Annotated in this window: 17 protein-coding genes, 1 tRNA gene and 3 pseudogenes; 15 read left to right on the forward strand and 6 right to left on the reverse strand. The window is 40.7% G+C overall.

What is annotated here, in order from left to right; all coding sequences use genetic code 11:
* Positions 1 to 130: 130 nt before the first annotated feature.
* The 4 genes from ACU8V8_RS04390 to ACU8V8_RS04405 all read right to left on the reverse strand — a co-directional run bounded on the left by ACU8V8_RS04390 (position 131) and on the right by ACU8V8_RS04405 (position 5206).
* Positions 131 to 1951 carry a DEAD/DEAH box helicase gene (locus ACU8V8_RS04390; RefSeq protein ID WP_421959780.1) on the reverse strand — a complete coding sequence of 607 codons (1821 nt, stop codon included), beginning with the start codon at positions 1949 to 1951 and terminating at the stop codon, positions 131 to 133.
* A gap of 161 nt (positions 1952 to 2112) precedes the next feature.
* Positions 2113 to 2376: a GrxA family glutaredoxin gene (locus tag ACU8V8_RS04395; RefSeq protein WP_446888958.1), complete on the reverse strand. Its 264-nt coding sequence runs from the start codon at positions 2374 to 2376 to the stop codon at positions 2113 to 2115.
* Between the two features lie 131 nt (positions 2377 to 2507).
* Positions 2508 to 4595 carry a TonB-dependent receptor plug domain-containing protein gene (locus ACU8V8_RS04400; protein WP_446888959.1) on the reverse strand — a complete coding sequence of 696 codons (2088 nt, stop codon included), beginning with the start codon at positions 4593 to 4595 and terminating at the stop codon, positions 2508 to 2510.
* A gap of 116 nt (positions 4596 to 4711) precedes the next feature.
* Positions 4712 to 5206 (reverse strand): TlpA family protein disulfide reductase, encoded by a 495-nt coding sequence (locus ACU8V8_RS04405; RefSeq protein WP_446888960.1) that lies wholly within the window; start codon positions 5204 to 5206, stop codon positions 4712 to 4714.
* Positions 5207 to 5317: 111 nt separating this feature from the next.
* Here ACU8V8_RS04405 and ACU8V8_RS04410 point away from each other — a divergent pair, with 111 nt between their 5' ends.
* Together ACU8V8_RS04410 and ACU8V8_RS04415 are read left to right on the forward strand one after the other, a co-directional pair.
* Entirely contained in the window at positions 5318 to 5851 is a 534-nt protein-coding gene (locus ACU8V8_RS04410; RefSeq protein WP_446888961.1) for a peroxiredoxin-like family protein, read from the forward strand.
* A gap of 224 nt (positions 5852 to 6075) precedes the next feature.
* Positions 6076 to 6523 (forward strand): annotated as a pseudogene (locus ACU8V8_RS04415) (Hsp20 family protein).
* 98 nt (positions 6524 to 6621) lie between these two features.
* On the opposite strand, the pseudogene ACU8V8_RS04420 reads toward ACU8V8_RS04415, so the two are convergent.
* Positions 6622 to 8174: pseudogene (locus ACU8V8_RS04420) on the reverse strand (cryptochrome/photolyase family protein).
* Positions 8175 to 8286: 112 nt separating this feature from the next.
* On the opposite strand from ACU8V8_RS04420, the gene ACU8V8_RS04425 reads away from it, so the two are divergent.
* Together ACU8V8_RS04425 and ACU8V8_RS04430 are read left to right on the forward strand one after the other, a co-directional pair.
* Positions 8287 to 8697: a DUF4124 domain-containing protein gene (locus tag ACU8V8_RS04425; RefSeq protein ID WP_446888962.1), complete on the forward strand. Its 411-nt coding sequence runs from the start codon at positions 8287 to 8289 to the stop codon at positions 8695 to 8697.
* Positions 8698 to 8699: 2 nt separating this feature from the next.
* Positions 8700 to 9101, forward strand: coding sequence for a hypothetical protein (locus ACU8V8_RS04430; RefSeq protein WP_446888963.1), 402 nt, complete (start codon positions 8700 to 8702; stop codon positions 9099 to 9101).
* Between the two features lie 5 nt (positions 9102 to 9106).
* Here the strand turns inward: ACU8V8_RS04430 and ACU8V8_RS04435 are convergent, their stop codons facing one another.
* Positions 9107 to 9571, reverse strand: coding sequence for a globin (locus ACU8V8_RS04435; RefSeq protein WP_446888964.1), 465 nt, complete (start codon positions 9569 to 9571; stop codon positions 9107 to 9109).
* 402 nt (positions 9572 to 9973) lie between these two features.
* Here ACU8V8_RS04435 and ACU8V8_RS04440 point away from each other — a divergent pair.
* The 11 genes and pseudogenes from ACU8V8_RS04440 to ACU8V8_RS04490 all read left to right on the forward strand — a co-directional run bounded on the left by ACU8V8_RS04440 (position 9974) and on the right by ACU8V8_RS04490 (position 21592).
* A tRNA-Met gene (locus ACU8V8_RS04440) sits at positions 9974 to 10050 on the forward strand.
* Positions 10051 to 10217: 167 nt separating this feature from the next.
* Positions 10218 to 10364 (forward strand): hypothetical protein, encoded by a 147-nt coding sequence (locus tag ACU8V8_RS04445; RefSeq protein ID WP_446888965.1) that lies wholly within the window; start codon positions 10218 to 10220, stop codon positions 10362 to 10364.
* A 30-nt stretch (positions 10365 to 10394) separates the two neighbouring features.
* Positions 10395 to 10850, forward strand: a complete 456-nt coding sequence (rimP, locus tag ACU8V8_RS04450) for a ribosome maturation factor RimP (protein WP_058561276.1) — start codon at positions 10395 to 10397, stop codon at positions 10848 to 10850.
* Positions 10851 to 10888: 38 nt separating this feature from the next.
* Positions 10889 to 12388 carry a transcription termination factor NusA gene (gene nusA, locus ACU8V8_RS04455; protein WP_446888966.1) on the forward strand — a complete coding sequence of 500 codons (1500 nt, stop codon included), beginning with the start codon at positions 10889 to 10891 and terminating at the stop codon, positions 12386 to 12388.
* Positions 12389 to 12413: 25 nt separating this feature from the next.
* Positions 12414 to 15071 (forward strand): translation initiation factor IF-2, encoded by a 2658-nt coding sequence (gene infB / locus ACU8V8_RS04460; RefSeq protein ID WP_446888967.1) that lies wholly within the window; start codon positions 12414 to 12416, stop codon positions 15069 to 15071.
* Positions 15072 to 15181: 110 nt separating this feature from the next.
* Complete coding sequence (rbfA, locus tag ACU8V8_RS04465; protein ID WP_087530718.1) at positions 15182 to 15589, forward strand: 30S ribosome-binding factor RbfA; 408 nt, start codon at positions 15182 to 15184, stop codon at positions 15587 to 15589.
* On the forward strand, positions 15589 to 16539 hold the full coding sequence (truB, locus tag ACU8V8_RS04470; RefSeq protein WP_446888968.1) for a tRNA pseudouridine(55) synthase TruB: 951 nt from the start codon (positions 15589 to 15591) through the stop codon (positions 16537 to 16539). Before rbfA ends, truB begins: the two co-directional genes overlap by 1 nt.
* 107 nt (positions 16540 to 16646) lie before the next feature.
* Positions 16647 to 16916 (forward strand): 30S ribosomal protein S15, encoded by a 270-nt coding sequence (gene rpsO, locus ACU8V8_RS04475; protein ID WP_016707659.1) that lies wholly within the window; start codon positions 16647 to 16649, stop codon positions 16914 to 16916.
* Positions 16917 to 17256: 340 nt separating this feature from the next.
* Positions 17257 to 19383: a polyribonucleotide nucleotidyltransferase gene (gene pnp, locus ACU8V8_RS04480; RefSeq protein ID WP_446888969.1), complete on the forward strand. Its 2127-nt coding sequence runs from the start codon at positions 17257 to 17259 to the stop codon at positions 19381 to 19383.
* A 134-nt stretch (positions 19384 to 19517) separates the two neighbouring features.
* Positions 19518 to 20397: pseudogene (gene nlpI / locus ACU8V8_RS04485) on the forward strand (lipoprotein NlpI).
* 52 nt (positions 20398 to 20449) lie between these two features.
* A complete protein-coding gene (locus ACU8V8_RS04490) occupies positions 20450 to 21592 on the forward strand; it encodes a tetratricopeptide repeat protein (protein ID WP_446888970.1) in 1143 nt (380 codons plus the stop codon).
* The last annotated feature ends 15 nt before the right edge of the window (positions 21593 to 21607 follow it).

Genomic DNA, 21607 nt, shown 5'->3' on the forward strand with positions numbered 1-21607 from the left:
GACTCGAAGTAATACTTGCAAACTTGGCCTCTAGTGGCTTTACTCTCGCCAACTCGCTCTTTACTCCAAACACAAAAAAACCTCGGCATTTACATGACGAGGTTTTTAACTTTCTATCTAAACGCAGTGTTTAGTTAGAAGTAAAGCTCACTGGACGACGTTCTTTACGAGGACCGCCACGCTTATCACCGCGTTGGTTGTCTTTATTAAAGTTACGCTTTCTGTCACCACTAGGGCGTTCAGCACGTTCGCCACGTGGCTCAGCTGGACCTTGATCTTGAGTCAATGTCATACCCATTGGGCGTTTACAAATAAACACCTTTTGGAAGTGATCAAGTACATCTTTAGGCATGTTTTGCGGTAATTGTACCGTACTGTGACTGTCGTGAAGACGAATGTCACCAATAAACTTGCTTGAGATATCAGCTTCGTTAGCGATTGCACCCACAATGTTCTTAACTTGAACACCATGTTCACGACCTACTTCGATACGGTAAGTATCCATAGGACCTGCATCACGGCTATTACGCTCGCGAGGTTTACGCTCAGCGCGCTCACCGCCACGTTCGTTACGACGACCACGGTCACCACGTTCATTACGTGGATTACGCTCATTGCGCTCACGTGGTTGAATCTTAACTTCTTCAACTTTGATTGGCGATTGTTGCTGTGCTAAACACAGTAATGCGCCGGCTAAGTCTTCAGGAGCAAGGTCAAGTTTTTGTGCCATGTTAGCAGCAACTTCATTGAAAAAAGTGATATCTTTATTTTCAAGAGCAAGGGTAAGCTTCTCTTGTAATGCATTAATACGTTTTTCTTCAACAACTTTAGCTGTTGGTAGTTCAACTTGGGCAATTTCAGATTTAGTATGACGAATGATATTTTTAAGTAAATAACGCTCGTTATGCTTAACGAATAAAATTGCTTTACCAGTACGACCAGCACGACCTGTACGGCCGATACGGTGAACGTAGGCTTCAGAGTCTTGTGGAATATCGTAGTTGATAACTAAGCTTAAGCGGTCAACATCTAGACCACGGGCTGCTACGTCTGTTGCAATAACAACGTTTAGCATGCCGCTTTTTAAGCGATCAACAGTACGTTCACGAGCTTGCTGGTTCATATCACCGTTAAGAGGAGCAGCAGAGAAACCTTCGCGCTCTAATAACTCAGCAAGTTGAACTGTATCGTTACGTGTACGTACGAAAACAATAGCACCTTCGTATTGTTCAGCTTCTAAGAAACGAACGATGGCTTTGTTTTTATGTACGTGAGCATTCCAAAACACTTGCTCAACTGATGATACAGTCGAGTTACGCGCAGAAATATGAACCTGTTCAGGGTTATTCATATATTTACTGCTGATATTTTGAATTTGCTTAGGCATAGTCGCAGAGAAAAGACATGTTTGCTTTTCACGCGGCGTTTTTTCCATGATGTTTTCAACATCATCGATAAAGCCCATGCGTAACATTTCATCGGCTTCATCAAGTACTAGTGCTTGTAAAGCATCAAACTTGATTGTGCCACGGTTAATGTGATCGATTAAGCGACCAGGGGTTGCGACAATAATTTGCGCGCCACGACGAAGTGCACTTAATTGGATGCTGTAGCTTTGGCCACCATAAAGTGCCAATACTTCTACACCACGAGTGTGTTTTGCATATTGTTCAAATGCCTCAGCAACTTGGATCGCAAGCTCACGGGTTGGTGTGAGTACAAGGATCTGTGGCTGTTTCACAGACGGGTCAATATTATTTAGTAATGGCAGTGCAAATGCTGCTGTTTTACCTGTACCCGTTTGTGCTAGTCCCAGTACGTCCTTTCTTTCTAGCAATAACGGTATACATTGAGCTTGGATTTCAGATGGTGTCTTGTAACCCAACTCTTCAACTGCTTTTAAAATTGCAGGAGAAAGATTTAGAGATTCAAACGTGACTGGTTCTGACATTAATACGCCTCAACGAATTTAAAGAGGCGCGCATTGTATAGGAAATACGAGGCAATTGCTTGTATAAATTACAACTAATTTGTATGTGCTTGATGTTGATTGAAATTTAACCAGCTCAATATTTGCTCAAATCAAGCTGGTTAATAATGATAGCGCAATACTTATTTGTATAAGCCAAGATTTTCTTTTGCGTAAGCTTCAAATTCTGTGAATCCGCCGATGTGTGCTTGGTCAACAAAAATTTGCGGAACAGTCGGGCATGGCTTTCCAGCTGACTGTTCTAGATCCGCTTTGCTGATGCCTTCTTTGATGATATCAATGTAGCGAAATTTAAAATCATCGCGTTCATCAGCTAGTTTCTGTGCAACATCTTTTGCACGAACACAAAATGGACAGCCTTCACGGCCAAAAATTACAGTTAACATATCGCTCTCCTCGATTTGGTTTTACCCATCTTATCTAACTGGAGCAAAATATACAGTGTAAAAAAACGATTAGTTGATTCTATTTAAATGATGAGCTCGCCCTTTTTATGTATAGCGAACTCACTTCATCCTTAGAAGGTGAGGCTGAAGCCAATTGAAGGGCGCATCTCAAAATCGTCATCACTTTCTTTGATAATTAAATCATTCGTTGAGGACACTTTTTGATAGTCTAAATCTATACTGCTTGTATTACTATTACCTTGGCCGTATGCGTTCATTAGTTCTAATATTAAAACGCCATCTAATCCCCAAAAATCTGTTTCACGTTCGAAACGAATATCAAGACGATGGTATATATCAAAGCGCTCGGAGAACGGGTCGCCGTATTCAGGTAGAAACCGTCCCTCAAATTCAGGGTTTTCTTTAACACCGATGATAGGCGTGTATGTTTGTCCACTTCGGGCTGTAAAATTAAAACCACCTTGCCACTTTTCGCTTATTTGATAGTTGAAGACCATATTGAATACTAAAGGTGTATCTGCGTAATAGTCACGCGTGATGTTTTGACGCTCATCGGTACGTTCGCTTTTGGCATAACTTAGAGCCAACCAGCCATACCATTTGTCTGTTTTGTTTTTATTTATCAATAAATCAACACCGTATGCGCGCCCAGTTACATCATTACTGTATAGTTGGGCTGCGTCGGTATAACTATCATTTAATGCCAGTGGCAGATCGTTCATAGATTTGTAGTAACCTTCTACAGACCAAGACCATTCGTCAGCTAATTGTTGCGCAAACCCTAAGCTACTATGTTTTGAGGTTTGTGAAAGTAAATTGGGATTGCCTTGACCGGGCATTATATAATGCACGTCTTGCATGCGATTGTAATGGCCATATTTGGCGTTTATTGTATTACGATCATTTATATAGTAGCTCACTGCTAAGCGTGGCATGACGAAGTTCTCGTCGGTATATGCATTACTTTGATATTGAACTCCCACTTCTGTTTGCCAAGACTCGTTGATGTCCCATATATGACTCATGCCAGCAAAATAATTATCAAGTGCGAGTGAATCACTACCTGATATTCGTTCGCCTTTATTTAAATCACAATCAGGGTCAAGTTCAGTGCATGTATATAGAAAACCATCATAGCTAAGAGTGGTGTCGTTATCGTAATAGGCTGCGTCAAAAACGAGTTGATGTGCTTTATTAAGGCGCCAGTTTAAACGCGCTTTATAGCTGATTTGTTTCTGCTGTTCTTCATCAAAATAACCTTGTGTTAATGTTGCTTGTTTACCGTACTCTAGACGGCCAGAATGATTGAGTGAACCAATACCTAAACGTAAGTTAAAGTCTTTATTAAAATGATCCCATAAAATACTTTGACTTGAAAACTCACGTATAAAGTCAGCATCGCCTTGATACTCAGGGTTTTTAAGAGATAATTCCGCTCGTTGATTAAAGCCAGCCGCTACAGAGTCTTTCGCGCCGGTAAATGACACTGTAAGCGCATTATTATTGTTGATATCCCAAATCCACTTTCCCTGATAGTCGTGATCATCTGGCGCATCATTTACAGTCACTCCACTGGGTTCACCATCATCATTTTTGAGTTCTTCGCCACTGGAGAAAAACAAGGGTAGGGTACTTTTTCTAGCTGATAAATAAAACGCGGTGTTTTGCGTTAACTGGCCCTCAACAAATACTCCTGCATTGAACATAGTAAAGTCTAATGTAGTGGTGATAGGCTGATATTTTGGATTGCGTAAAGTTACATCAAATACAGCGCCAGTTGCGTCACTGTAGCTTGTTCCATAACCTGCCGAGTACAGTTGAAAATCTTGAATGATGTATTTATTGAAAATTGAACTGCCGAAATCATGGAAAATATACCCTGCAGGCATAAAGTCTACTTCAAAAAGGTTGTCATCAGGAGATGAGCCTCTTACGGCAGGTTCGCTCATTGAACCTCCTGCCGCTACCACTCCTGGTAATGCGTATACGGCTCGTAATGGGTCGCCCATAGCCCCTGGCATTGTTATAAGTTTTTCGGTATTTTCAGTAATTTCACTTGTAATACTACTGCGTTTATAAATTACTTCTACATGTTCAATGTTTTCATTATTAGAGGGGGTATCAGCGTATGTTAAAAATGGCATGCATAACGCCAATGGTGTTAAACGATAAATACAGTGTAGTGAATTAGCTAACATGTTTCTTCCATGGTTGTGAACGAATGTGATTGCCACGTATCATAAAGAGAAACAACGTAAAAATACTTAGTAAACTGTAAGTGTTTGTAGGTCAAATGTTGCAAATTATTACACTGTTACAAAGCCCTTAGTGTAATCCCTAATTGACTTGAGTAACCCATAGAGCGGGCGCTAATCTGAAGTTGTTCATTGATAATATAATAGGTAGGAAAAGCGGATACTTTATAGTTAGCTTGAGTCTGTTCATTGCCAAGCAGTATTGGCATTGTCAGCGCTAAATCACTGACAAACTCTTCTACTTGCATTGTACTTTTATAATCCAGTGCAATACCAATTGCATTAATATCACGTCCTCTAATGGCAGCTTCTAAATTTGGCATACTGTATTTGCAAACTGTGCACCAAGGAGCGAAAAAGTAAATAACAGTCGTTTTTCCTTTAAGCTCAGCGATACTCAAACGTTTATCGATATTATTAAGCAATGCCAAGCTAAAGTAAGGGGCTGGGCTATTATCCGTTTTTAGTAAATTACGCTCTTGAAACGCGCTAACCAGAAAAAAGATAACTGCTGCTAAAACTATGTTTATCAGTGTACTGCGAATGACTTTCAAGCATATCTCCAAACTGAGTTACATTTTCGTGGTTGAATTATGAAGTTTAACCCTAAGTTATTTCAATGGAAACCATGAAGATGTTTAGATATATACTTTACAAAGGAGATCATGATTATGAACAAGACTACAGCACCAGCAAACATAATGCCTACATTGACGGCAAATGATATTGATGGCAATTCATTTGATTTAACCGAGCGACAAACTGAGCTACCCTGGAAAATGATAGTTATTTACCGCGGTAAGCATTGCCCGTTATGCACTAAGCAATTAAATGCTTTGGCAAAGATAAAAAATGACTACACTCAGGCTGGTATTGAGATTGCCGCTGTCAGTGCTGATAGCCAAGAGCAGCTGAATGAGCATTTGAAGGACTTAGAGGTTAATTTCCCGCTTTATTCTGGCTTAACACTTGAGCAAATGACCGATTTAGGTGTTTATATTAGTGAGCCGCGTAATGAAAATGAAACCAATCACCCATTTTCAGAGCCTGCGATATTTGTACTGAATGAAGACAATCAAATTCAGATCATTGATAAGTCGAATGCGCCATTCTCACGTCCTGATTTGAGTGCGCTGCTTTCTGGTATTAAATTCATTCGCGAAAACGATTATCCAATACGTGGCACATTTGCGTCATAACTAGCGCATGAGGCATGTTTAGGCATGCCTTATGATTATTTTAAAGTTTTTTTATTTATTTACTTGAAAACATTTTTACCGTCCATATATAGTTTAGTGAGGACGCCTGATGGGTCCCAAATTAAACTGAAGTAATTGAAATTTATATTATTAATTTAACATTGCCTGCGCTTGTTCGACAGAAAAGCACATGCAATATATCGCTTAAATATGAGGATATTATTATGCGTACAGTAGACTTATCACCACTTTATCGTTCATTCATTGGTTTCGATCATTTAGCATCTTTGATGGATGCCGCAGCGCGCACAGACAAGCAGCCGAGTTTTCCTCCATACAATATCGAAGCGCTCGATAAAGACAAATACCGTATCACTATGGCTGTAGCTGGTTTTAGTGACAATGAGCTGACCATTGAGTCAGAAAACAACACTTTAAAAGTAATCGGCGAAAAAAGCTGAGAAAGGTGAAACGCAAGAGCGTAAATTTATTCATCAAGGTATTGCCGAGCGTAACTTTGAGCGGAAATTTCAGCTAGGCGACCATGTAAAAGTACTTGGCGCAGATTTAGCTAATGGCTTGCTGAGTATTGACCTTGAACGTGAAATACCAGAAGCATTAAAACCACGTAAAATTGAAATTGGCAGTGGTAACTTGCTAGAAGGGAAATAACCAACCCTTAAACATTATTTCCCCTAATTGACTTGTTATTTTTAGTAACCGCCTCATTTGAGGCGGTTTTTTATTGCAGTTTCAGTAATAAATATTGGCTATAAGCTCTCAATGTTATTTAAACACCAGTGTGCTCTATCTAAAATTGCTTGACGTTGTTGTTCGTCTTGTTTTTGCCAGTTTTTATATACCATACCAATACGAGGGTTTCGAGATAATCGTTCTTCATGCTTATTCATAAAGTGCCAATATAGGCTATTGAATGGACATGCTGTTTCCTGAGTTTTCTGCTTTACGTTGTAATGACAGTCCTTGCAATAGTCGCTCATTTTATTTATATAATTACCACTGGCTGAGTAAGGCTTTGTGGCTATAATACCGCCATCCGCGAACTGGCTCATACCACGAGCATTAGGCATTTCCACCCATTCAATCGCATCGATATATATTCCTAAATACCATTGATCAACTTGGTCCGGAGCAATGCCAGTTAATAAGCAAAAGTTGCCGGTAATCATTAAGCGCTGAATATGATGGGCGTATGCGGTATTTAAACTTTGTTGTATTGCATGTTTCATACAGTTCATTTTAGTCTTACCATGCCAAAAGTAGCCTGGCAGTGAGCGACTTGCTGTCAACTCATTTTTAGTCGCGTATTCGGGCATATTTTGCCAATAGATGCCACGTACGTATTCACGCCACCCGAGTATTTGTCTAATAAACCCTTCTATTTGAGCTAAATTAATGGCCTCAGGTCGATTACTATATTCTGTGAGAACTTGCTGAATAACGTACTTTGGGTGCAGCATTTTTGTGTTAAGAGCAAATGATATTCGGCTATGATACAAACTCCATTGTTCTTCACTTTGGCAGGTCATTGAGTCTTGGAACTGACCAAAATAAGGTAACAAATGCTCGCAAAAATATGCCAATAATTGCTTGGCCTGGCTGCGGCTTGTCGGCCAAAGTAAGTTTTTTGGGCATTGGCCAAAAGTATTAATGTTATGGGTCTTAATTCGTTTGATAGTTTTACCAACTGGATTGCGGAATGTTTTCGCTGTTGGTATTTGAGCTAAATCTGCTTTTTTGAGTTTGTTACGATTAGCGTGATCAAAATTCCATTGCTCACCCAAGGGAAAGGCGCCATTCATTAATATATCAAAGCGCTTGCGCATCATGCGATAAAAAAACTCCATTTTTACATGCTTATCTTTTTTAAAGTGCGTTTTAATTTCATCAAAGGGCAGTAAAAAATGTTCACTGTCGAACCCTATGATTTTTATCTTGCTGGTGACTTGGAGTTGATTCATTTGCTGTTTTAAGCGGTATTCATCAGGGAACTGGTAATGAATTTGTGTGCATTGATATTGAGTTGCTAAGCGTGTGAGTAAATCACACAAAGATGCGTATTTGTGTGTGTCATCTAAGGTCAAATACAGTACATTTAAATTAGCTTGCTGTAACGCCGCAGCAAAGTTTTTCATGGCGCAAAAAAAGCTGTAATTTTTTGGATATGATGTTTTACATAGTCTGTTTCTTGTTTTAGCTCAGCAATAACGTATAAAACGTGTTCTTGATTCGGCTCTTTGTACCAACTATGGCTGGGATTTAGCTGATCGCCAAAAATAAATCGTAAGGTTTTGTACGCCATATAAACTGACCAAATTTAAGTTATACGTCTTACTTAGTTGATTAGATCTGATTTGTTATTATTTTTAATCGTGCTATATCTAGAAAAGTAACAAACAAAGGACTGCGCTTCAGTGAAAAAATTATTACGTTGTGATCGCCATTTAACTGTTTATTCACTCATTACATTCACACTTTTGGGGGCTACTGGTGCCAATGCTAATGTGTATAAATGCGAAAAAGAAGGGGTGGTTGAGTTCAGTCAATTTCCGTGCGGTAAAGACGCTAAAAAAATCACCGTGAAAGAACAAAACCCTGGCGTGCCAAGTGAAATTGTTACTAATGGCAAAATGGATACCACGCAGATTGATAGCTATATTCGTATTAAGCAGATTGATGTAGATATTAACCGGCACCAAAACAAGATAGATACTTTAACGACTAAAATGAATAAGGAAATAGGTAGGTTAAAAAATCAATCTGATGCTCAGTTGAATAACCTAACAGGCGCGCAAAAGAAACGGCTATCGCCAACCAGATGGTGAATGTGACACAAAGGTATGATTTACAGATTGAACGGGAGCAACGCGATATTGATAGGCTGCAAAAAGAAAAGTTACGATTGCAACAAGACCAAGCTCAAGGTGGCTCATATATTGAGCAAAGCAACGAGAGTAAAAAAATAGATTCGTTTATTCGCTTACAAGCGATTAAGCGTGAAATAGCAGAAAGAGAGTCAAAAATTGATACTTATCAAGCTCAGATGAATAAGCAAATAGCAGCTTTAGAAGCGCAAGCAAATGAGCAACCTGATAACCTGACTGATGCCACCTATGATAATTCATTATCGAGAAAAATGACGGCGTTAACGTCGAAGTATAATACATTGCTCGAGATTGAGTTGCGCCAAATCGACAGACTTCATGACGAAATGGTGCAGCTGCAATAAGGATACTATGAACTCAGTTGCTTTTCACAATATTCTGTTAAAGACACTACGTTACTGGTTTTAAATAAGTAACTCGTTACAATATTAGTAAAAATGCGTATTGCTTGGCGCCAGCTTTGCTCTAGTGACGGCGACATATAATCTTTTAAATGAATCTTCAAGCTTGCTAAGAACGCATTACATAATAGAGCAATATCTTGATAGCCCAGCCCGAGTTTGCTTAAGTTATTTGCATGGTGGTGTATAAATGGTGTTACTGAACGCAAATTATCTATATGCATAATTGTTCGCTCTAATGCACAGTACAGTAAATAACTATTTTCATTCAATGCCTCACTAGATGGACATTGCATTAATAGCGGTTGTCGTTTTAGCTGCATCTGAAAAGTAAATGTAAAACAATGAAAGTTTGGTTTGATTATATTAATACTTTTCAGTAACTGTTTTTTATTTTCTGTATTAAATTTCATAATCCCCCGTCAGTTAGGCTGTCTCAACCTCGCTAATTATAGCTTGTAACTCTTAAAGTGCTGAGGTTTTTTTCAGCAATAGCGCACCTTAGAGAGGGTATTGGGGAATATAGCCTTGTTTAAAAACTAATTTTATATTCACAAAGTTTTACATTTTAGTTAATACTTCATTCGTTTCGTCTTTCAATATCTTTATCTGTTGGGGGTTAAATAGGGTGACTATGAACTAGGTTGACGTTATTTTGTACTATTGAGAGGGCCTTAAAAGAGGCTAATTCTTTACAGGTTTTTGGTTGCTAATTATGTCAATAGTCTTTATAATAGCCGCCATTGTTTAGCTTACTTTGTAATTGCTAAACAGATATCAAACAGCTTTTTTAAAGCAATGTTGATATCAGTTGGCGCGGGATGGAGCAGCCTGGTAGCTCGTCGGGCTCATAACCCGAAGGTCGTCGGTTCAAATCCGGCTCCCGCAACCAATTTTCATTTGGTTAGCATTAGAATGTTTTAAGATTGTTATGTTGCTTTACTGCATAAGGTCATATTCTAAAACCAAACTTTTGAGTAGCGATTTTATTGTTACTGAATTGAAGTCGCGCATTCTAAGTAATGCGCGTTTTGCGTTTAAGCTATTAGGTTTATTTAGGTGGCGTTAGCTGCCCGCAACCAAGCTTGGCCCATGGCCACACAGTTTTATGCTTTAGGTGTGACGCCCCGCTTGGTTCGGGGCGTTGTTGTATCTGCACCACTTGGTTTTTCACCAAGAAATAAGCTAAGTATTTTAGGGCTATAAGCCCTTTTTTTGTTTGTATGGAGGATTTTCGTGACAAAACTTGAGCAAGATTTACTAACCATGCTTTCACCGTCTGTTGAAATGTTAGGCTTTGAACTACATGGTCTTGAGTTTGTACAAGCAGGTCGCCATTCTACGCTTAGGGTTTATATTGACCATGAAGCGGGGATTTCGGTTGATAACTGTGCTGACGCAAGTCGTCAAATAAGTGCAATCTTAGATGTCGAAGATCCGATTACAAATGAATATGATTTGGAAGTATCGTCTCCTGGTGTTGATCGTCCATTATTCAAACAAGATCACTACGAGAAGGCGCAAGGAGAGGAAGTACGTGTACGTACTAAGCTTCCACAAGATGGTCGTCGTAACTTTAAAGGCGACTTAGTATCAGTTAGCAGTGATATGATCACACTATCAAGTGATGGTGCTGAGCATATGATCATGCTTAGTAACATCGAACGTGCGAACATCATCGCAAAGTTTTAGTTCGAGTGCGAAGGAATAGGGCAAGCGAGGCATTACCCATGGCAAAAGAGATATTATTGGTTGCTGAAGCCGTTTCCAATGAGAAAGCGGTTCCAAAAGAAAAGATTTTCGAAGCGTTAGAGTTCGCATTAGCGACTGCGACCAAGAAAAAACACACAGGTGAAATCGAAGTTCGTGTAGCAATTGACCGTAAAACCGGTGACTACGACACATTCCGTCGTTGGCAAATTGCAGAAGTACTTGAAGATGGTTCACTAGAAAATCCATACAGCGAAATTACATTAGAAGCTGCGCAAGTTGAAGATGAAAGCTTGCAGCTTGGTGATTTTGTTGAAGAGCAAATCGAGTCAATCAAGTTTGACCGTATTACAACACAAATGGCTAAGCAAGTAATCGTACAAAAAGTACGTGAAGCTGAGCGTGCTTTAGTTGTTGATGCATACAAAGATCAGCAAGGTGAGTTAGTAACAGGTGTTGTTAAAAAAGCAACACGTGATGCAATCGTGCTTGATTTAGGGAACAACGCAGAAGCGGTTATTTATCGTGACGACATGTTGCCACGCGAAAACTTCCGCCCAGGCGACCGTATCCGTGGTCTACTTTACGAAGTAAAACCAGAAGCACGTGGTGCGCAGTTATTTGTAACGCGCTCGAAGCCAGAAATGCTAATGGAATTGTTCCGCATTGAGGTGCCAGAAATTGGCGAAGAGATGATTGAATTACGTGCAGCGGCGCGTGATCCAGGTTCTCGTGCTAAAATCGCTGTTAAATCTAACGACAAACGTATTGACCCTGTTGGTGCGTGTGTTGGTATGCGTGGCGCACGTGTGCAAGCTGTTTCAACAGAGCTTGGCGGTGAGCGTGTTGATATCGTACTTTACGATGACAACCCAGCACAGTTTGTTATTAATGCAATGTCACCTGCAGAAGTGGCGTCTATTGTAATGGACGAAGACACGCATTCAATGGATATCGCTGTTGAAGCAGATAACCTAGCGCAAGCAATCGGTCGTAATGGTCAAAACGTACGTCTTGCTAGCCAGTTAACTGGTTGGGAATTGAACGTAATGACCGTGGAAGACATGCGTCAGAAGAATGAAGCTGAATCTGATAAGTTAATTAACTTATTCACAGAAAGCCTAGACATTGATGATGACTTTGCAACGCTACTGATTAACGAAGGCTTCTCAACTCTTGAAGAAGTAGCCTACGTACCAGCGTCAGAGTTTTTAGAAATAGACGGTCTAGATGAAGAAACTGTTGATGTGTTACGCTCTCGTGCAAAAGATGCGTTAACAACTAAAGCATTGAAAACTGAAGAAAGCCTAGAAGGTGCTGAGCCTGCTGAAGACTTATTAGCACTTGAAGGATTAGAGCGTCACCTTGCATTTGTAATGGCAAGTAAAGGTGTAGTAACGCTTGAAGATTTAGCAGAGCAGGGAATTGACGAATTAGTTGATATCACTGAGCTGTCACCTGAACAAGCAGGTGAACTGATTATGGCTGCGCGTAACATTTGTTGGTTCGCAGACGAGTAATTTATTAACGGAGGTATTAGAAACTATGGCAGAAGTAAATGTTGAAAAACTAGCCGGGGATATTGGTACAACTGTTGATAAATTACTTCAACAATTATCGCAAGCCGGTATTACCAAAAAAGCAGGTGATAATGTAACTGAAGCAGAAAAAGCAACGTTACTGGATCATTTAAGCAAGTCACATGGTGGCACGGGCTCTGAAGGCCCAGCTCGCATGACGTTGCAACGTAAGAGCAAAAGCACATTAAGTGTGACAGGCTCTACAGGTCAAGCAAAGTCAGTGCAAGTAGAAGTACGTAAAACACGTACTTATGTTAAGAAGAGCGCAATTGAGCAGGAGCAAGAGCAAGCACGTATCGCCGCTGAAGAAGCTGCACGTCGTGAAGCTGAGCAAAAAGCTGCTCAAGAAGCCGCTGAACTTAAAGCGAAACAAGATGCAGAACGTAAAGCTAAAGAAGAAGCTGATCGTAAAGCAAAAGAGGAAGCTAAACGTAAAGCAGATGCTGAACGTGTAGCAAAACAGAAGCAGATGACCCCTGAGCAAAGTGCTAAGTCTGAGAAAGATCGCATCGAAGCTGAGCGTCTGCAAAAAGAAGCAGAAGAGGCCGCATTGAAGAAAGCTGAAGAAGAAGCGAAACGTCAAGCAGAAGAGGCAAGAAAGCTAGCTGAAGAGAATTCAGCACGCTGGAAGAAAGAAGAAGAAGAACGTAAGAAACGCGAAGAAACCGCGGATCACCACCTTACGACTTCTACCTACGCACGTGAAGCAGAAGATGTTGCTGATGCGCGTGATGAGCAGGGTTCACGCCGTGCGAAGAAAAAGAAAAAGGCGCCAGCAAAAGATAAGTTTGCTGCAGCTAAAGGCCGTAAAGGCAAGCTAAAAGCACCAACGTCGCTACAGCATGGTTTCCAAAAACCAACTGTTGACGTTAAAAATGAAGTGCGTATTAGCGAAACAATTACAGTAGCTGAGCTTGCATCACGCATGGCTGTTAAAGGCGCTGAAGTTGTTAAAACAATGATGAAAATGGGTGACATGGTTACCATTAACCAAGTGATTGACCAAGAAACAGCACAACTTGTTGCTGAAGAAATGGGTCACAAAGTTATCATCGTTAAAGAAAACGAATTAGAGCAAACAGTGCTAAATGATCGCCATGAAGATGGTAAGTCAGAGCCTCGTGCACCAGTTGTTACTGTAATGGGTCATGTTGACCATGGTAAAACATCAACACTTGATTACATTCGTTCAGCGAAAGTTGCATCAGGCGAAGCCGGTGGTATCACGCAGCACATTGGTGCTTACCACGTTGAAACTAACGGCAATATGATCACCTTCTTAGATACACCGGGACATGCCGCGTTTACATCAATGCGTGCACGTGGTGCTAAAGCGACTGATATCGTAATCCTAGTGGTTGCAGCAGATGATGGTGTGATGCCACAAACTAAAGAAGCGGTACAGCATGCTCGTGCAGCTGGCGTTCCTTTAATTATCGCTGTAAACAAAATGGATAAAGAAGGCGCAGATCCAGATCGCGTTAAGAACGAGCTAGCGCAGCTAGACGTTATCCCAGAAGACTGGGGCGGCGATACACAGTACGTTCATATCTCAGCTAAAACTGGCTTAGGTATTGATGACTTGTTAGAAGCTGTGCTTATGCAATCAGAGCTGCTAGAACTATCTGCACCAAGTGAAGGTATGGCAGCAGGTGTTGTAATCGAATCACGTCTTGATAAAGGTCGTGGTCCAGTTGCATCTATTCTTGTTCAGTCAGGTACGCTTAACCAAGGTGATATCGTACTATGTGGTCTAGAATACGGCCGTGTACGTGCAATGAAAGATGAAAACGGTAAAGACATTAAGTCTGCGGGTCCATCTATCCCAGTAGAGATTTTAGGTCTTTCTGGCATCCCTGCGGCAGGTGATGAAGCGACTGTTGTTAAAGATGAGCGTAAAGCGCGTGAAGTTGCTCTTTATCGTCAAGGTAAATTCCGTGATGTTAAATTGGCTCGTCAGCAAAAAGCGAAGCTTGAAAACATGTTTACTAACATGGCTGAAGGCGATGTATCAGAAGTTAACGTGGTACTTAAAGCTGACGTTCAAGGTTCAATTGAAGCAATTTCAGATTCACTAACTAAGCTTTCTACAGATGAAGTAAAAGTGAAGATTGTAGGCTCTGGCGTAGGTGGTATCACAGAAACTGATGCGACACTTGCTGCAGCATCAAACGCAATCGTAGTTGGTTTCAACGTTCGTGCTGATGCATCAGCGCGTAAAGTAATTGAGTCTGAAAACTTAGACCTTCGTTACTACAGCGTAATCTATGCCTTAATCGAAGAAGTTAAGCAAGCCATGTCTGGTATGCTTGCTCCTGAGTTTAAGCAGGAGATCATTGGTCTTGCTGAAGTACGTGACGTATTTAAGTCTCCAAAAATTGGCGCTATCGCTGGTTGCATGGTTACTGAAGGTACTATTAAGCGTAGCGCACCAATTCGTGTATTACGTGAAAACGTGGTTATTTACGAAGGTGAACTTGAGTCACTTCGTCGCTTTAAAGATGACGTTCAAGATGTTCGTAATGGCATGGAATGTGGTATCGGCGTTAAGAACTACAATGACGTTCGCGTTGGTGACCAAATCGAAGTATTCGAAACAGTTGAAGTACAACGTTCACTTTAATTGTTAGCATATTAAGATGATAAATGGGGGCTCAGCCCCCATTTGTGTATCCATTATTAAATTAACTTATTTATATTTCTCAATAAGTTATAAAATTAGAGTGAAGAGCAATGAGAGAATTTTCTCGCACAGATCGTGTTGCTCAGCAAATTCAAAAAGAAATTGCTGTTATATTACAACGCGAAATTAAAGATCCACGTTTAGGCATGGTGACTGTATCAGCCGTTGAAGTATCACGTGACTTGTCTTACGCTAAAGTATTTATCACGGTATTTAATACTGAAGATGAAAACGCCGCTAAGCAAAGTGCAAAAGTACTAAACGAAGCAACAGGGTATATTCGTTCCTTATTGGGCAAGCGTATTCGTGCGCGTATTATGCCTGAGCTTAAATTCGTGGTTGATAACTCACTAATGGAAGGGATGCGTATCTCTAACTTAGTAGATTCCGTTATTCGTGAAGATAATGCTAAACACGTAGATGACGAAAACGACAGCGAAGAAGGCACTAAAGACTAATGGCAAGACGCAGTAAGGGCCGTCCGATTGATGGCATTTTGTTGTTAAACAAACCACAAGGTATTTCATCGAACAGAGCCTTACAGCAGGCAAAAGGTATTTATTTTGCGCAAAAAGCTGGGCATACCGGGGCACTTGACCCTTTAGCTACAGGAATGTTGCCGATTTGCTTTGGTGAAGCGACCAAGTTTACCCAGTTTCTACTCGATACAGATAAAACCTATGTGGTACGAGCAAAATTAGGTGAGCGCACTACAACGTCAGATTCTGATGGTGAAGTGGTAGAAACACGTGATGTTAACGTGACAAAAGAATTGCTAGAGCAAGAAGTTGCCAAATTTTTAGGCGAATCAGATCAATATCCGTCAATGTATTCAGCACTTAAATATGAAGGTAAACCTTTATATAAATATGCACGTGAAGGTATTGAAGTCCCGCGCAAGTGTCGAAAAATCAATGTGTTTAGTTTAACACTTGATGAGTTTGATGAAGCGAACAACGAAGTACAAATGACTGCTCATGTATCCAAGGGTACTTATATACGTACTATTGTGGATGATTTAGGTGAAAACCTAGGCTGTGGCGCGCATGTTATTATGCTGCACCGCTCTGCTGTTGGTCATTATCCTGCGGATAAAATGGTCTCGCTTGAGCAGCTTGAAACATTGTTAGCAAAAGCGAAGACTGAAGAGCTTGCGCCTTCGAGTTATCTTGATGAGCTGCTATTGCCTATGGATACAGCACTGGTTGATTTACCGGTTGTTGAGATAACTCAAGAGCAGGGCATGTCGTTTAGTCATGGCCAAGCTGTTGTGCTGGGCAAAGTGTTACCAGAAGGACCTATAAAAGTGCTGGCTGATGGCGTGTTTATTGGCACAGGTGAGCGAAACCCAGATGGGCACTTAAAGTCTAAACGCGGTTTATCGAATCAGCAACAGAACACAGACTAAGTTTATCTTGTAGTTATTACTAAAGCTGGTAGAATACGCCCGCTTAATCGTTTTGGCTGAATTAGTGATCGGCTAAGACACCTTTTACATTTATTTTTGGAGTTACTATGTCACTAAGCAATCAAGAAAAAATCGATATCATCGCAAAATTCGCACGTGCAGAAGGCGACACTGGTTCACCTGAAGTACAAGTTGCACTTTTAACTTTTGATATCAACAAGCTTCAAGGTCACTTCGCTGATCACAAGCATGACTTCCACTCACGTCGTGGTCTGCTTCGCAAAGTAAGCACTCGTCGTAAACTGCTTGATTACCTTAAAGGTAAAGACATTGCACGTTATACTGCGTTAATCCAAGAGCTTGGCCTACGTCGCTAAGAACTAGATTACCTAAAAAGGAGCTTTTGGCTCCTTTTTTTGTGTCTGAAATTTGTCAAAGATTTTGCTGCTTTTATCCTAAAACCCTTGAAAAACAAGCTTAAATCCCAATTGTTACTTATGGCAATGTACCCAAGTAATTAGAGCACTATTATCTGGTTGCTGGACTCGCATTTTTATCTTGCTTTGGTATATACTATGCACGACATTAAAAAGGTTTAATGTCGTTACTAAACATCATTGCCAATTGTAGTACTTAATTGATTTCCAACTGAATACAATTATGTACTGTAATTGGTACTTTGATGGAACACTTATTTAGATTTAAAGGATATTTTAAGTGCAAGCAATTATTAAAGAATTTCAACTAGGTCAACACACAGTTACCCTAGAAACAGGTGCAATCGCTCGTCAAGCTGACGGCGCAGTATTAGCAAGCATCGGCGACACGTCAGTATTAGTGACTGTTGTTGGTAAGCGTGAAGCACAACCAGGTCAAGATTTTTTCCCACTAACAGTTAACTACCAAGAGCGTATGTACGCTGCGGGTCGTATCCCTGGTGGTTTCTTAAAGCGTGAAGGTCGTCCTAACGATGGCGAAACACTTATTGCACGTCTTATTGACCGTCCAATTCGTCCTCTTTTCCCAAATGGTTTCGTAAACGAAGTACAAGTTATTGCAACGGTTGTTTCTGTTAATCCTGAAATCCAACCAGACATGGTTGCGATGATTGGTACTTCAGCAGCACTTGCTATCTCTGGTATTCCATTCAGCGGCCCAATTGGTGCAGCGCGTGTTGGTTATATCAACAATGAGTACGTACTTAACCCAACACTAAAAGAGCTTGAAGAAAGCCAATTAGACTTAGTTGTTGCAGGTACTGATAACGCAGTTCTTATGGTTGAATCAGAAGCAGACGTTCTTGCTGAAGATGTTATGCTAGGTGCGGTTGTTTATGGTCATGAGCAATCTCAAGCTATCATCAACGCTATCAACGAATTCAAAGCAGAAGCAGGCAAGCCTACATGGGATTGGACTGCACCTGAGAAAAACGTATCTCTTGAAGAGAAAGTAGCCTCTTTAGCGGCAGATAAAGTAGGCGAAGCTTACCGCATCACTGATAAAGTAGCACGTAAAGAAGCATTAACTGCAGCAAAAGACGCTGTTATTGAAGCACTTACGAGCGAGCTTGCTGAAGACGAAACACTTGATAAGCAAGAAGTAGGTAAAGTATTCGGTTCATTAGAGAAGAAAATCGTACGTGGCCGCATCACTGCTGGTGAAAAACGTATCGATGGTCGTGAACCAGATATGATCCGTGCTCTTGACGTAATGACTGGCGTATTACCGCGTACTCACGGTTCTGCTATCTTTACCCGTGGTGAAACTCAAGCACTTGTTACTGCTACACTTGGTACAGAACGTGATTCACAGTTAATCGACGATTTAACTGGCACGCATAAAAACCACTTCATGCTTAACTACAACTTCCCTCCGTTCTGCGTAGGTGAAACTGGTTTTGTTGGTTCTCCTAAGCGTCGTGAAATCGGCCATGGTAACCTTGCTAAGCGTGGTATTTCAGCTGTAATGCCAACACTTACTGAGTTCCCTTACTCAATCCGTGTTGTATCTGAAATCACAGAATCAAATGGTTCATCTTCAATGGCATCTGTATGTGGTACGTCACTAGCACTTATGAATGCAGGTGTACCAATTAAAGCGTCTGTTGCGGGTATCGCGATGGGCCTAGTTAAAGAAGACGAGAAGTTTGTTGTTCTTTCTGACATCTTAGGCGATGAAGATCACTTAGGTGACATGGACTTTAAAGTTGCGGGTACATCAAACGGTATCACTGCATTGCAAATGGATATCAAGATCGAAGGTATCACGCAAGAGATCATGCAGATTGCGCTTAAGCAAGCAAAAGCGGCACGTTTACACATTCTAGGTGTAATGGACGAAGCGATTGCAGCACCGTCTGAAGAGCTTTCTCAGTTTGCTCCGCGTATCTATACAATGAAAATTCCTGCGAAGAAAATCGCTGAAGTTATCGGTAAAGGTGGTGCTACAATTCGTCAACTTACTGAAGAGACTGGTACAACGATTGAAATCGAAGATGACGGTACAATTAAAATTGCTGCAACAGATGGCATGAGCGCACAAGATGCAATCACACGTATTGAGCAATTAACAGCTGAACTAGAAGTGGGTACTATCTACCAAGGTAAAGTTGTACGTATCGTTGATTTTGGTGCGTTCGTTAACATTTTACCTGGTAAAGATGGTCTAGTGCATATTTCTCAAATCAGCACTGAGCGCGTTAACAATGTATCTGATCACCTTAGCGAAGGCCAAGAAGTGAAAGTAAAAGTACTAGAAGTAGATCGTCAAGGTCGCGTACGTTTAAGCATTAAAGAAGCTATGGAATCAGCAGCACCTGCAGCTGATGCGCCATCTGACGCTTAATTGTTGATATTTAGTCCAGTTAATTACTGGATTGCATAAAAAGGGGCTGTTTAGCCCCTTTTTTTATGCTTTAATGAAACCTCTTTATTTACAGCTTGTCTATATTGCTTACTTTTGAGGTATTAAGGATTTTAATGATTTTTAAACATGTAGCGTTTGCAACAGTGGCTTTATTGTCTTTAAGTGCATGTCAATCTACCACGCCAGCGAAGCCGACTCCTATTATCAATGTGCCTTTCACTGCGCCTTTAGCTTCTGATTTTAGAAGTGAAATTGCCATTGCGCGTTATTCTGAATTATTAAACCGCACAGATTTATCTAAAGAGCAGCAAGCGAAGCTTTATTATGACCGCGGCGTGTTATTTGATAGCTTAGGTATGGCTACCTTAGCGCGTATCGATTTTAACCGTGCCGTACAAATGAAACCTGATTTAGCTGAAGTATATAACTTTTTAGGTATTCACCACACACTGATGCAGCAGTATGAAAAAAGCGTATGAATTTTTTGACTCAGCGCTTGAACTTAATGAACAGCATGAATATGCGTATTTAAACCGTGGTATTGCTTTGTACTACGGCGATAGACCTACTTTAGCAACCGCTGATTTAACTGAGTTTTTACAGCGAGCACCTAGCGATCCATATCGCGTGTTATGGCTTTATTTAGCGCAATCTCACGATAATTCTGAGCAGGCACTGATTGACTTAAAAGCCAAAGCGCAAGGGCTTGATGAGACACAATGGGCGTATGGCCTTATATCTTTATATTTAGGTGATATGAGTGAGCAAAGCTTTTTATCGAGTATTGGAGAAGGGGTCAGCTCAAATGAAGAATACGCCCAGCGATTATGTGAAGCCTATTTTTATTTGGCGAAGATGTATCAAGCGCGTGGCTTGGATTATGAAGCAGCAGATTTTTTTCGCCTCGCTTTAGCGACTAATGTTCATGAATTTGTAGAGTATAAATATGCTCGCCTTGAGCTTGAGTTAATGGCTGGTGATAACCAGAGTTAACACTCGGCTTCTTTGTGGTTTATTACTGAGCCTTTACTTACTAACAGGCTCAGTGAACCACAACGCTAAGTTAGCTCTGTGGCTAGGCCTCTCGGATGCCAAATCTGCTATTGCGGGCTATAATCAATTCCCTCGTGTTTTTAATAATTCCCTTTCAAGTTTTCCGCAGCCAATTGTCAAAGCGCTTGCACTGAATGGTTTTGCTAATGCGCAATTTAACTGGGCGCTTGTATTATTAAGGCAATCGCACGCGGATAAAGCCAAGTTATTTTGGCAGTTAAGTGTTACTCAGCAACCAGCTAATAAACGTGAACAACTAGCTCAATTACTTGTAAAACAAAAGCGCTGGGCGGAGCTAGAACTGCTTGCAAAGCAAGGTTTAATACCTATCTCTGATGCGCTTGAAACTTTAAAGTTACACCTAAGCTACCCCAAGGAATCTATTTCTAGCGAGTTTGCTAAACGCACGGGGATTGCTTTATTTACACACAGCCAAGTTGCAGAACAGCGGTGTAGCTACAATGTACTTATGTTGAGCAATCATCTTGAAGGGTTAACTAAGTTAAACGCTTTTAAACAAAAACATCTGCTTTCACCACAACCAGCTAGCAATAGTTTTTGTTTTTCTACGCCAGTGTACTTAGGTGATTCAATAGAGTGCCAAACCAACCCGATAAAAGCAGCCGCTTGTAACTGGGAACAGTTTATAAACAAGGTAGAGTGGCCCCGTGATTTTGATTTTATTGTAATGATGCCGCGAAATGGTAAAGGCAATGTGCGCTCGGGTATAATGCAATTGGGTTCGCAAAGCCACTATGGGCTTTTTTTGCATGAACTAATGCACTTTGATGGCTTTGAAGATGAATATGCTCTGCCAATAGCGAAACAAGCATGGTTATGCAAACAAACAGGCTATGTAGCACCAAACTTATTTATTGCTAATGGTATTTCACCTCCGCAGGGTTGGCATTTAAGCCAAAGTTGCCAAGGTAAAATAAAAGCGTATAAACCCAGTAAAAATTGGTCAATTATGCAATATCAGCAGGTTACTTTATCAGCGCAATACAAAGCACTCTGGTCGAAGCAAATAAAGAGTAAAGACAATCAACCATTACGTTTTGTCGATTATTTTAGCAAACTGTCGGAAACGGTGAGTTTTATTGACAAAATGACGAATAATCATATCAGTGAGTAAAGTTGTTTATATTAT

It is taken from the genome of Pseudoalteromonas sp. SaAl2 (assembly GCF_052947895.1).